This window comes from Microbacterium sp. Nx66 (assembly GCF_904066215.1).
Taxonomy (GTDB): Bacteria; Actinomycetota; Actinomycetes; order Actinomycetales; family Microbacteriaceae; genus Microbacterium; species Microbacterium meiriae.
In genome coordinates, this window is record NZ_LR880474.1 from 449362 (window position 1) to 461744 (window position 12383).

Consider the following 12383-nt stretch of genomic DNA (forward strand, 5'->3'; position numbering starts at 1 on the left):
CACCGAGGAACCCGCCTTGTCGAAACTCGCCATCCTCAGCCTGAAGAACCGCGCCCTCATCGCGCTCGTGACGATCGTCGCCGCGGTGTTCGGCGGGCTCGCGCTGACCAACCTCAAGCAGGAGCTCATCCCGTCGCTCGAGCTGCCGGCGCTCGTGGTCATGACCACCTACCCCGGCGCCTCGCCCGAGGTGGTCGAGAACGACGTCTCGACGCCGATCGAGTCCGCCATCCAGGGCGTGCCCGACCTGGAGTCGACGACCGCGACGAGCACGACCAACGCCTCGATCGTGCAGGCGATGTTCTCGTACGGCACCAACCTCGCGACCGCGGAGCAGAAGATCCAGCAGGCGATCAACCGCATCTCCTCGCAGCTCCCGGAGGACGTCACGCCGCAGGTGCTCTCGGTGTCGATCGACGACTTCCCGGTGATCCAGGTCGCGGTCACGGGCTTCGAGGACGCGGACAACGCCCAGGCGCAGCTGGAGAGCGTCGCGATCCCCGATCTGGAGGACGTCGACGGGGTGAACGCGGCGGAGATCGTCGGCGGCGTCGGACAGCGCATCACCATCACCCCCGACCTCGCGAAGCTCGCCGCGGCCGGTCAGAGCAGCGAGGCGATCAGCACCGCGCTGCAGCAGAACGGCACCCTCTTCCCCGGCGGTGAGATCACCGAGGACGGCGAGACCCTCACGGTGCAGACCGGCGCCAAGATCACCTCGGTCGACGAGATCGCCGCCTTGCCTCTCGTCGGTACCGCGGTGACCATCGGCGACGTCGCGACGGTGGCCCAGGTGTCGGACCCGGTGGCCTCGATCTCCCGGGTCGACGGCGAGGATGCCCTGTCGATCTCCATCACCAAGCTCCCCGCCGCCAACACGGTCGAGGTGTCGCAGGGGGTGCTGGCCGCGCTCGACGAGATCGGGGAAGCGCTCCCGGACGCCGAGTTCACGGTCGTGTTCGACCAGGCGCCGTTCATCGTGCAGTCGATCGACACCCTCGCCACGGAGGGTCTGCTCGGCCTCGTGATGGCCGTGCTCGTGATCCTCGTGTTCCTGATGTCGGTGCGCTCGACGCTCGTCACCGCGATCTCCATCCCGACGTCCGTCCTCATCACCTTCATCGGGCTGCAGGCATTCGGCTACTCGCTGAACGTGCTGACCCTCGGGGCGCTCACGATCGCGATCGGCCGCGTGGTCGACGACTCCATCGTGGTGATCGAGAACATCAAGCGCCACTACGTCGGCGACGCGGACAAGGGCGATGCGATCCGTCTCGCGGTGCGCGAGGTCGCCGCGGCCATCACCGCGTCGACCATCACGACCGTGGCGGTGTTCCTGCCGATCGTGTTCGTCGGCGACATGGTAGGCGAGCTGTTCCGTCCGTTCGCGATGACGGTCACGATCGCCATGGTCGCCTCGCTCTTCGTGGCTCTGACGATCGTGCCGGTGCTGGCGTACTGGTTCCTCAAGCCCGGCAAGCCGCTCCTCGACGAGAGCGGGAACGCGATCGACCCGGAGGACCCGGCGGCCCCGCCGACGCGGCTGCAGCGCGGCTACCGCCCCATCCTCGGCTGGACGCTGAAGCACTCGGGCATCACGGTGGCGCTCGCGGTGGTGGTCCTCGCCGGGACGCTCGCCGCCGCCCCGCTGATGAAGGTGAACTTCCTCAGCGACTCCGGTCAGAACACCATGACCGTGACGCAGGACCTCGGGCCGACCGCGAGCCTGCAGGCGAAGTCCGATGCCGCTGCCCCCGTCGAGGAGGCCCTTCTCGACATCGACGGCATCGAGCATGTGCAGGCCTCCATCGGGTCGAGCGGCTCCGCGCTGCGCGACGCGTTCTCCGGCGGCGCGGGGATCACCTACTCGGTCCTCACCGACGGCGACGCCGACCAGGAGAAGCTGCGTGCCGAGGTGCAGGATGCCATCGACGGCCTCGGCGACGAGGTCGGCGAGGTCAACGTCGCGGCGTCCGCCGGTTTCGGCTCCAGCGACATCGAGATCACCGTGACGGCGGCGAACGGCGACGACCTCGCCACCGCGACCTCCGCCGTGGTGGAGGAGCTCGACGGCCGCGAGGGCATCGGGCAGGTCACGGACAACCTCGCCGAGGCCCTGCCGTACATCGCCGTGGTCGTGGACCGCGAGGCCGCCGCGCGGGTCGGACTGTCCGAGGTCGCCGTCGGGTCGATCGCGTCCAACACGATGCGTCCGCAGCAGATCGGATCGGTCGAGATCGACGACACCGCGCTGACGGTGTACCTCGTCAACCCGGAGCCGCCGACGACCGTCGCCGCGCTCCAGCAGCTCGCGATCCCCACCGCGGCGGGCATCGTGCCGCTGCAGGACATCGCGACCGTCGAGCAGCGCAACGGCCCCACCTCGATCACCACCGAGCAGGGACGCCGCACCGCGACCGTCACCGTGCCGCCCGCATCGGACAACCTCGCGGTCGCCACCCAGTCGGTCACCGAGGCGCTCGCCGCGGCGGACCTCCCGGACGGCGCCTCGGCCGAGGTCGGCGGCGTCGCCTCGCAGCAGGCCGATTCGTTCGCGCAGCTCGGCCTCGCGATGCTCGCCGCGATCCTCATCGTGTACGTGGTGATGGTGGCGACGTTCAAGTCGCTGCGGCAGCCGCTCCTGCTGCTGATCTCGGTGCCGTTCGCGGCGACCGGAGCCATCCTGCTGCAGATCGTCACGGGCGTGCCGCTGGGCGTGGCCTCGCTGATCGGCGTGCTGATGCTCATCGGCATCGTGGTGACGAACGCGATCGTGCTCGTCGACCTGGTCAACCAGTATCGGGAGAAGGGGCTGTCGACCGCGGATGCCGTGATGGCGGGTGGGGAGAAGCGTCTGCGCCCGATCCTCATGACAGCGCTCGCCACGATCCTCGCCCTCACCCCGATGGCGCTGGGGATCACGGGGCACGGCGGGTTCATCTCCCAGCCGCTGGCCATCGTGGTGATCGGCGGACTCGTCTCCTCCACGGTGCTGACGCTCATCGTGCTGCCGACGCTGTACAACCTCGTCGAGGGGGCGCGGGAGCGCCGCCGGGCCCGCAAGGGCGAGCACCACGAGGATGCCGCCCCGGTTCCGGTCCATGCGGACGGCACACCGGTCAGCCGCCGAGAGCTGCGCGAGAACCACGGCGAGTAGCCGAGCGTTCACAACTCAGGAGAAAGGCCCCGATTCCGTCGGTGAGACGAGGATCGGGGCCTTTCCGCGTGGGTTCTCCTGAGTTGTGAACCGCGGTCAAGCGAAGGAGAGGCCCCACTCCAGCGTCCAGGTCTCGCCAGAAGCCAGACGGCGCACCCCGAGGCCGCTGTTGAACGCGTCCGCCGGAGCGGTCATCGGCTCGATCGCGACGGCGAGCGGGGTTCCGGGGTAGTTCGTCGCGGTGTACACCTGCACGAAGTCGAAGCCCTCGCCCTGCCAGAGCGTGACGGTCCGGCCGTCGGGCGCGGTGAGGGTGTGCCGCACGCGGCCGTCGGGGTCGCGCACGAGGTCCGTGAACCCGGTGTCGAGCGAGACGTCGCCGACTCGGACGCCCTCGCGCAGGTCGGGGTCGGCGGGACGGGTGCCGGTAGGGAGCATGCGGTCGTCCGTCTCGAACACGGTGTGGGCCGGGACGCGGAGGACGAGGTCGTGCGGGTCGACGTCGCCGATCGTCGGGAACGGGTGCGTGCCGAGCGCGACCGGAGCCGCCGATTCGGACCAGTTGGTGAGCGTGTGCGTGACCTCGATGCCGTCCGCGGTGAGGACGTAGGCGACGGACGTCTCGATCAGGTACGGGTAGCCGGTCTGCGGGAAGACGGTCGCGCGCAGGGTCGCGGCTCCCTCCGTCTGCTCGACCGCGTAGGCGGTGTAGCGCAGGAGCCCGTGGCTGGCGGTGGTGGTCTTCGGCTCGCTGATCGCGAGCTGACGGACGGTGCCCTCGTCGTCCCAGCGGCCGTCCCGCACCCGGTTGGGCCACGGCGTCAGCACGACTCCTGAGCATGATGGCGTCGGGACGTCGAGCGGGTAGGGCGAGACGAGGTCGACCTCGCCGATGCGCAGGCCACGGAGCGAGGCGCCGACCTGGGCGATCTGCGCGGTCACGTCGCCGAGGCGGAGGTGGACCTGGGTGCCGGTGGGAGAGACGGAGTTCACCTCGACATCGTAGTGCCGCAGGCCGCCGGAGTGCGGGGGTCTCCCAGGGTCGCCGGGTAGACTGGGGCGGTCGGCTTCGGACACCCGCGCAGGGCGCGGACGTTTTTCAGTGTGTGAAGTGTGAGTCCAGGGGCCGATGGTGCGCGTCGATCGACGCGAATCAACCATCACAGGAATGGCCCCGGCCGCAGATCGTCCGGACTCCGCTGGATCGGAGTGCTCGCGCGTGCGCGCAGCGCTGTTCTCGTGCGAGAACGCAAGAAGGACACCCGAATGCCCAAGAACAAGAAGCCCCGCGGCGGTCGCGCCGCCGCGAACTTCGAGCCGCGCTACGGCGCCAAGAAGACCTCGTTCCACGACCGCCACCGACCGACCGGTGGTCGGGACACGGCCCGCGACGAGCGTCCCGCTCGCGAGGACCGCGACTCCCGGGTGACCGGCGGGTACGACCGCCGCCCCGGCAGCCGCAGCCCCGGCCACCGCGGCTATCGCCCGGAGGAGACCGAGTCCGGTGCGCCGAAGCGTCGGTGGAGCTCTCAGGAGCGCGCCGGCCGCGACGAGGCCCGCAGCATCCGCAACCGTGCGGAGTCCGGACGCCGCGAGGCCCCGCACCGCCGCGACGACCGCGCAGGCGCCGGCCGGTTCGACGACCGCTCCGAGCGTCCGCGGTACAACGACCGCGCAGGGGCCGGCCGCTTCGACGACCGTCCGCGGCGCGACGACCGCGGCGGCTCGCAGCGACAGGGCTTCCGCGACGGCGACCACCGCGACGGGGGCCGCCCGCGCTTCGACGATCGCCGGAACGAGCGTCCGCGCTTCGACCGCGACGACCGTCCGCGGCGCGATGACCGCGGGGGCGACCGCGCCCGCGGCAACGACCAGGGGGCCGACCGCTCCTACGACGCCGCCCGTGCCCGCCGCGCCTTCGACCGCGACCGCACGCAGCGCTCCTTCGAGGGCGGGCGCGAGCGGCCGTCGACCGGCGGGGCCTACCGTACCGAGCGTCCGCGTCGGGACGAGCGCCCCCGCCGCGACGAGCGTCCGACCCGCAACGACTGGAACGCGAAGCCGAAGGCGGCGTTCGAGCAGGCCGACGACGTCGTCCACGAGCGCCTCGAGGCGCAGGCCGTGCAGGCCGTCGAGGTCGAGGGCATCACGTTCGCCGATCTCGGCCTCGGCTCGAACATCACCGAGATCCTGAACGGCATGGGGGCCGCGACGCCGTTCCCGATCCAGGCGGCGAGCATCCCCGCCGTCCTCGAGGGGCGCGACGTGCTCGCCCGCGGCCGCACGGGCTCCGGCAAGACCATCGCCTTCGGCGCGCCGCTCGTCGAGCGGGTGCTGAAGTCGCAGGCGGGCAAGCGTCGCGAGTTCGGCCGCTCGCCGCGCGCGATCATCCTCGCCCCGACGCGCGAGCTCGCGCTGCAGATCGACCGGACCATCCAGCCGATCGCCCGGAGCGTGGGCCTGTTCACGACGCAGATCTACGGCGGTGTGCCGCAGGGTCGTCAGGTGGGCGCGCTGAAGAAGGGCGTCGACATCGTCATCGGCACCCCCGGCCGCGTCGAGGACCTGATGAACCAGGGCAAGCTCGACCTGTCGGACTGCCGGATCGCGGTGCTCGACGAGGCCGACCACATGTGCGAGCTCGGATTCGTCGAGCCCGTGCAGCGCATCCTCCGCCGCACGGCCGAGGGCAGCCAGAAGCTCCTGTTCTCCGCGACGCTCGACCGCGAGGTCGCGGCGCTCGTGGACGAGTTCCTCGTCGACCCCGCCGTGTTCGAGGTCGCGGGCGAAGACCAGGGCTCCAGCACGATCGAGCACCGGGTGCTCGTCATCGAGCACCGCGACAAGGCCGACATCCTCACCTCGCTCGTCGACCGCGAGGGCAAGACCCTGGTCTTCGCCCGCACCCGTGCCTACGCCGACATGCTGGCCGACCAGTTCGACGACGCGGGCATCCCCGCGGTCTCGCTGCACGGCGACCTCAACCAGGCCAAGCGCACGCGGAACCTGGAGAAGCTGACCTCGGGCCGGGTGAACGTCCTCGTGGCCACCGATGTGGCCGCGCGCGGCATCCACGTCGACGACATCGACCTCGTGGTCCAGGCCGACGCGCCGGACGAGTACAAGACGTACCTGCACCGCTCGGGTCGCACCGGTCGCGCGGGGCGCTCGGGCCGGGTCGTCACGCTCATCACGCGGCAGCGCCAGCGTCGGATGACCGAGCTGCTCGGTCGCGCCGAGATCGAGGCGCCGTTCGAGCAGGCGCGCGTGGACGACGACGTGATCGAGGAGATCGCGGGGCGCGTGCCGTCCGCCGCGGAACTCACCTCCTGACGCGTTCGGGATCAGAAAGGCCCCGGAGACTTCGGTCTCCGGGGCCTTTTCGCACTCCGCACCGGGAAGGTGCGCGGGCAGCCGGGGTGTCAGGGGAGGGTGTGCTCGTGGAGGGTGGTCGTCAGGGACGTGCCGTTGAGGTCGAGGTAGAGGACGCGCTCGGTGACCGTGAGGGTCAGGGTGTTCCGGCGGGCGAGGTGGGGCGTGGCGCTCTCGATGAAGCCGGGGTCGAAGCTGTACACCCGGATGTCCTCGGAACGATGGATGCGCTTGTCGGCCCACGGCGCCATGACCTTGGCCGGGTCGCGGTGCGTGTAGACCACTGTCCGGTCTGCGAGGCGGGAGGCGTGATGCAGCCGCGCGGCATCGGGAGCGCCCACCTCGATCCAGACGGTGACTCGGCCCGTGAGGTCGCGCACGAGCACCGCCGGCTCCTCCGTGTCGGAGACGCTGCCGCCGAACGCGATGCCCTCCGCGAACTCGAGCCCGTAGGCGAGGACCCGGGTGAGCATGTACGCGTCGGTCTCGGACGGATGCCGGGCGGCCCGGAGCGAGACGTCTTCGTAGACCCCGCGATCGGTGTCGGCGAGCTGCATCTCGAACGTGTGGACTGTCGAACCGATCGCCATGATCCTCGAGCCTACGCGGAGCCGCGCCCTCCGGCCGACCGGGTCAGAACAGCATCGGCTGCGGCGGGGCGGCGGCCGCGCGGCCGCTCGGCGTGAACATGACCGGCCCGGCCGGCGGCGTGTCCGTCTGGACATGCCCTTGGCCCGGGCGGGACCCGCGCCGCGGATAGTCGTCTTCGTGCCGGCCGTCGAGCCCGTGCATCCGGATGAGGGGGCGAGCGCGCTTGGCGAGCCACTGCCGGTACGGCTTCGGTGCCTCGACGGAGGCCCCGGGATACAGCCCGCGATACGACGACACGAGATCGGGACGGTTCTCACCGAGCCACTGGAAGAACCACGGCTTGACTCCCGGACGCAGATGCAGGGCCCCGTAGATCACGCTCCGCGCTCCGGCGGCCTTGATACGGCGGAGGGCGTCGTCGATCGCGGGAAGGGAGTCGGTCAGATGCGGCATGATCGGCATGAGGAACACCGTGACGGGGAAGCCGGCGTCGGCGAGCGCGCGCACCGTGTCGAGGCGGGCCTGCGTGGTCGGGGCGCCCGGCTCGATCGCCTTCTGCAGCGCGTCGTCGTACATCGCGATCGACGTCTGCACGTCGACCGGCACACGCTGCGCCGCCTTCTTCAGCAGCGGGATGTCCCGACGGATCAGCGTGCCCTTCGTCAGGATCGACATCGGGGTGCCCGACGCCGCCAGCGCCTCGATGATGCCGGGCATGAGGGCATAGCGCCCCTCGGCCCGCTGGTACGGGTCGGTGTTCGTACCGAGGGCGACTGTCTCGTGCTGCCAGCTCCCGCGGCGCAGCTCCCGCTCGAGCACCTCGACGACATTGACCTTGACGACGATCTGGGTGTCGAAGTCCGCGCCGCCGTCGAGGTCGAGGTACTCGTGCGTGCCCCGGGCGAAGCAGTAGGTGCACGCATGGGAGCAGCCGCGATAGGGGTTGATGGTCCAGGCGAAGGGCATGCGCGACGCCCCGGGGACGTGGTTGAGCGCTGACTTCGACAGCACCTCGTGGAACGTCATGCCGGCGAACTCCGGTGTGGTCACCGTGCGGAGGACGCTCGAACGGTTCTCGAGGCCCGGCAATGCCGCCTCGTCGCTGTCCGCGAGTTTCTGTCCCTGCCACCGCATCCTCCCATTCGAACAAAGAATCGAATCGGAGTCAAGTGAGTGTGGCACTGATGTTCGAATGGAAGAATGGGGGCATGCCCTCCTCGCCGTACGCTCAGCATGCGGCGCCGCGCTCCCCGATCTTCGGACCCGCCCTGCCGGTCGGGCTGGCGGTGACCGCGATCGGCGTGGTGCTCTCGCTCACCGGGGCGGCCGCGACCCCCGTGGCATCCCCACCGCTCCCGCGCCCCGTCGCGGTGATGCAGGTACCGACCGTGCAGAACACGGCGACCCCTGCGGCGGACCCCTGCGCCGACCCCGTGGTGCAGGCTGCGATCGCGGCCGGGGACGACGCCGCCACCGTCGCGGGGTTCGGCGGTGGAGCGCGCTTCCGTGAGGCGGTGATCGCCGGTAATGCACCCTGTGTCTCGCTCAGCGATCCCGCCCGGATCTGGGTCGTGGTCAACAAGGGGCGTCCGCTCGAACCCGCCGCCTACGAACCCGAAGGACTGAGCCAGGTGCCGCTGCAGATGACGACCCCGTCGGGCCGGGTGCGCGCGGAGGTCTCCGACGCCGCCGGGCGCATGGCGGACGCCGCCGCGGCGGCCGGGGTCGGACGCATCGGAGCGAACAACGGCTACCGTTCCTACGGCCTCCAGGTCGCGACATACGGTGCGCACGTGCGGGACCAGGGGCAGGCGGACGCGGATGCGGGCTCGGCGCGACCGGGTCACAGCGAGCATCAGACCGGTCTCGCCCTCGACGTCGTGGCCTGTGATGACGGCTGCGGCGGTCTGGACGGCTTCGGCGCGACGCGTCAGAGCGAGTGGGTGGCGGCGCATGCCTGGGAGTACGGGTTCATCGTGCGCTACGAACAGGTCGGCACGCCCGTCACCGGGTACGCCCCGGAGCCCTGGCACCTGCGCTACGTCGGCACGGAGCTCGCGGCGGCGTATCACGAAGGCGGCTATCACACGCTGGAGGAGTTCTTCGGGCTCCCGGCGGCGCCCGATTACGACCACTGAGTCGGCGGGGCAGGGGTGTGATCCGCTCGCACTGAGGCATTCCACAAAGGCGATACCCAGTCCCACCCACGATGGGATGCATTCTCACAATCGCCTGCCCTGCCCCGTGTTCCCGCCGTAGACTCGCCGGAGCAACGACGCACGACACGTTCGGGAGGACGGCATGGAACGCGACATCTACGAAGAGGATCACGAGGCATTCCGCGACCTCGTCAAGGATTTCGTCAAGCGCCACGTCACGCACGAGGCGATCGAGAAGTGGGACGCCGCCGGCGAGGTGGACCGCGCCACGATGCGCGCCGCGGGTGAGGCCGGCATCATCGGGCTCTCCGTGCCGGAGGAGTTCGGCGGCGCCGGAATGCTGCAGGACTACCGCTTCCGCGCGATCGTGAACGAAGAGGTCATCGCGGCCGGAGCGGGATCGCTCGCCGGGGCCTTCGGCATCCAGGACGACCTGGCCGTGCCGTACCTCGTGCACATGGGCACGCAGGAGCAGAAGGAGAAGTGGCTGCCCCGCATGGCCACCGGTGAGGTCGTCGGCGCGCTCGCCATGACCGAGCCCGGCGCCGGCTCCGACCTCCGCGGCATCAAGACCACGGCGAAGAAGACGGACGGCGGCTACATCGTCAACGGCGCGAAGACGTTCATCTCATCGGGCGCGACCGCCGACCTCGTCGTCACGTTCGTGAAGACCGGCGAGGGCAACCGTCCCGACGCGTTCAGCCTCGTGCTCATCGAGAAGGGCATGGAGGGATTCGACAACGGCAAGAAGCTGTCCAAGATGGGCTTCCACGGCCATGACACCGCCGAGCTGTCGTTCAGCGACGTGTTCGTGCCGGAGGAGAACCTCATCGGCGGCGTCGAGGGCAAGGGCTTCATCCAGCTCATGATGAACCTGCCGCTCGAGCGCCTCTCGATCGGCGTGGCCGGAGCCGCCGCCGCGCAGGCCGCGTTCGACTGGACCGTCGCGTACACCAAGGACCGCGAGGCCTTCGGGGAGCGCATCATCGACTTCCAGAACAGCCGCTTCACCATCGCCGACATGTCCGCCACGGTCGACGCGCTGTGGGCCTTCATCGACCGCGCGCTGCTGGCCTACAAGGACGGCAGGCTCTCGGCGGAAGAAGCCGCGAAGGTCAAGTTCTGGGCGACCGAGCGTGAGTGGGAGGTGCTCGACGCCGGCGTCCAGCTCCACGGCGGCTACGGCTACATCACCGAGTACCCCATCGCCCGGGCCTTCCTCGACGCCCGTGTGCACCGCATCTACGGCGGCACGAACGAGATCATGCGCGAGATCGTCGGGCGTCAGATCGCCGGCAAGCGCTGACGTCCCCGGGCACAGCTTCGGAGATCCCCATCGACACGCCGGGGCGGCATCGTCCGCCCCGGCGTGTCGTGTCTTAGCTCCGAAGCTGTGCCCCGGGATTACGTGCGGGGCTCCGCGGCGGCCTCGCGGGCGGCCTTCGAGGCGGGGGAGGCGGCACCGATCTTCCAGTAGCCGCAGAAGCTGACGGCGTTCCTGTCGACGCCGCGCTCGCCGACGAGTTGCTTGCGGACGCCGGACGCCAGCGCCTGCTCTCCCGCCGCGTAGGCATGGAACGGCGCGGCGGGCAGAGTGGTACGAGCGAGGGTGTCCAGAGCGAGGGCCCCGGGTGGGATCTCCTGAGGCCGCACGACCCACACCACCTCGAGCCCCGACGGGTGCGGGAACTCCAGGGCGTCTTCCGCGGACGGGACCTCGATGATCGCCGTGCCCGAGGCGTCGGTCGGCAGGGAGGCGCTGATCGACGCGATCGCGGGGAGGGCGGTCTCGTCGCCGACGAGCACCACCCGATCGGTGCCCCGCTCGGGGTTGAACGTCAGGCCCTCGTCGATGATGAGGACGTGCTCGCCGGGGGCGCACGTCTCCCCCCATCGGGACGCCGGACCGGCGGTGCCGTCGGCCGCCGAGCCGTGCAGGACGAAGTCGACGTCGAGCTCGGCGCCGATCTCGGCCGTGGCCGGGCGGTAGGCGCGCACGGTGTAGTTGCGCATCACGGGGCGCTCGCCGTCGGGGATGCGGAGGAACTTCAGGTACCCGAACATCCGATTCGCCTTCGCGGGCACCCGCTCCAGCCCCGCCTCGCCGCCGATCGGCAGGAACAGCCGGAACCACTGGTCGTAGCCCATCGGGCGGAAGCGGTCGATCTCGCCGCCGCCCAGGGTCACCCGCACCCAGTGCGGCGCGAGCCGTTCGGTGCGGAGAACCGTGAGGTGCAGGAGCTCGGCCGTCTCCGGCTTGACCATCTTGCTGAATGCCATGGGGCACCTTTCAGGGGAGCTGCCAGGGGAAGAAGACGACGAAGATCGCGGCCGACACGGCGAGCGTGACCACGGTGAAGACGGTGTCCCTCGTGCGGAACGCCACGAGGTGCCGCTCGGTCCGCGTCGGATGCGCGCCGAACGCTCGGGAGTCCATCGCGAGGGCGACGCGCTCCGCATGCCGGATGGCGCCCGCGAGCAGCGGGACGATGTACCCCCAGCCGCGGGCGATCCGCGCGAAGGGGCCGCGGCCGCCGTGGTAACCGCGCACCCGGTGCGCGGCGCGGATGACGGCGAGCTCGTGCCCGAACCGGGGCACGAAGCGGAAGGCGGCCAGGGCCGTGTACCCGATGCGGTACGGCACGCGCAGCTGCTGCACGCTCGCACGCACGAGATCGGAGCCGCTGGTGGTGAGGCCGCCGACCAGCGCGAGCGCGACGATCGATCCGAGCCGGAGCGCCGTGGCGAAGCCGATGAGGAGGGCGCCTCCGTAGAGGGTCCAGTCGCCGATCGTCACGACGGGGGCTGTGTCGGCGACCAGGGCCGCGTCGACCCACAGCGAGAAGCCGACGCCGATCGCGAGCATGCCCGCGGGCAGACCGAGCAGGAGCAGCGCGAGGAGGCGGCCCGTCACCCGCGCCCCGACGAGGATGAGGACGTACGCGAGCACGAGGAAGGCGGCCGGGGTGGCCAGGTCGCGCACGAAGACGAGGAGCAGCATCGCGGGGGCGAAGCCGGCGACCTTCGCCAGCGGATTGAGGCCGTAGAGGAACTGCCGCCGCGAGGTGGCCACGAGCGGCGCATACGGATCGAGCGTGGACATC

The 12383-nt window shown here is 70.7% G+C and carries 9 protein-coding genes; 4 read left to right on the plus strand and 5 right to left on the minus strand.

What is annotated here, in order from left to right; translation table 11 throughout:
- The first annotated feature begins 16 nt into the window (after positions 1-16).
- Positions 17-3157, plus strand: coding sequence for an efflux RND transporter permease subunit (locus tag MICNX66_RS02040; protein ID WP_187663123.1), 3141 nt, complete (start codon positions 17-19; stop codon positions 3155-3157).
- A 96-nt stretch (positions 3158-3253) separates the two neighbouring features.
- On the opposite strand, the gene MICNX66_RS02045 is transcribed toward MICNX66_RS02040, so the two are convergent.
- A complete protein-coding gene (locus MICNX66_RS02045) occupies positions 3254-4150 on the minus strand; it encodes an aldose 1-epimerase family protein (protein ID WP_187663124.1) in 897 nt (298 codons plus the stop codon).
- A 273-nt stretch (positions 4151-4423) separates the two neighbouring features.
- On the opposite strand from MICNX66_RS02045, the gene MICNX66_RS02050 reads away from it, so the two are divergent.
- Positions 4424-6490, plus strand: a complete 2067-nt coding sequence (locus MICNX66_RS02050; protein WP_187663125.1) for a DEAD/DEAH box helicase — start codon at positions 4424-4426, stop codon at positions 6488-6490.
- A gap of 89 nt (positions 6491-6579) precedes the next feature.
- Here MICNX66_RS02050 and MICNX66_RS02055 read toward each other — a convergent pair whose 3' ends face one another.
- Together MICNX66_RS02055 and MICNX66_RS02060 are read right to left on the minus strand one after the other, a co-directional pair.
- A complete protein-coding gene (locus MICNX66_RS02055; protein ID WP_187663126.1) occupies positions 6580-7119 on the minus strand; it encodes a YaeQ family protein in 540 nt (179 codons plus the stop codon).
- A gap of 43 nt (positions 7120-7162) precedes the next feature.
- Complete coding sequence (locus MICNX66_RS02060; protein ID WP_187663127.1) at positions 7163-8254, minus strand: Rv2578c family radical SAM protein; 1092 nt, start codon at positions 8252-8254, stop codon at positions 7163-7165.
- A gap of 74 nt (positions 8255-8328) precedes the next feature.
- Here MICNX66_RS02060 and MICNX66_RS02065 point away from each other — a divergent pair, with 74 nt between their 5' ends.
- Both MICNX66_RS02065 and MICNX66_RS02070 read left to right on the plus strand, forming a co-directional pair.
- On the plus strand, positions 8329-9258 hold the full coding sequence (locus MICNX66_RS02065; protein WP_187663128.1) for a M15 family metallopeptidase: 930 nt from the start codon (positions 8329-8331) through the stop codon (positions 9256-9258).
- 163 nt (positions 9259-9421) lie between these two features.
- On the plus strand, positions 9422-10585 hold the full coding sequence (locus MICNX66_RS02070; RefSeq protein ID WP_187663129.1) for an acyl-CoA dehydrogenase family protein: 1164 nt from the start codon (positions 9422-9424) through the stop codon (positions 10583-10585).
- A 98-nt stretch (positions 10586-10683) separates the two neighbouring features.
- Here MICNX66_RS02070 and MICNX66_RS02075 read toward each other — a convergent pair whose 3' ends face one another.
- Both MICNX66_RS02075 and MICNX66_RS02080 read right to left on the minus strand, forming a co-directional pair.
- A complete protein-coding gene (locus MICNX66_RS02075) occupies positions 10684-11559 on the minus strand; it encodes a siderophore-interacting protein (RefSeq protein ID WP_187663130.1) in 876 nt (291 codons plus the stop codon).
- Positions 11560-11569: 10 nt separating this feature from the next.
- On the minus strand, positions 11570-12382 hold the full coding sequence (locus MICNX66_RS02080; RefSeq protein WP_187664083.1) for an energy-coupling factor transporter transmembrane component T: 813 nt from the start codon (positions 12380-12382) through the stop codon (positions 11570-11572).
- Position 12383: the final 1 nt, after the last annotated feature.

Excerpts from the sequence above, each read along its gene's own strand:
- MICNX66_RS02050 (WP_187663125.1), top strand. The coding sequence starts at position 4,424 with ATGCCCAAGAACAAGAAGCCCCGCGGCGGTCGCGCCGCCGCGAACTTC.
- MICNX66_RS02055 (WP_187663126.1), bottom strand. The coding sequence starts at position 7,119 with ATGGCGATCGGTTCGACAGTCCACACGTTCGAGATGCAGCTCGCCGAC.
- MICNX66_RS02060 (WP_187663127.1), bottom strand. The coding sequence starts at position 8,254 with ATGCGGTGGCAGGGACAGAAACTCGCGGACAGCGACGAGGCGGCATTG.
- MICNX66_RS02065 (WP_187663128.1), top strand. The coding sequence starts at position 8,329 with ATGCCCTCCTCGCCGTACGCTCAGCATGCGGCGCCGCGCTCCCCGATC.
- MICNX66_RS02070 (WP_187663129.1), top strand. The coding sequence starts at position 9,422 with ATGGAACGCGACATCTACGAAGAGGATCACGAGGCATTCCGCGACCTC.
- MICNX66_RS02075 (WP_187663130.1), bottom strand. The coding sequence starts at position 11,559 with ATGGCATTCAGCAAGATGGTCAAGCCGGAGACGGCCGAGCTCCTGCAC.
- MICNX66_RS02080 (WP_187664083.1), bottom strand. The coding sequence starts at position 12,382 with ATGTCCACGCTCGATCCGTATGCGCCGCTCGTGGCCACCTCGCGGCGG.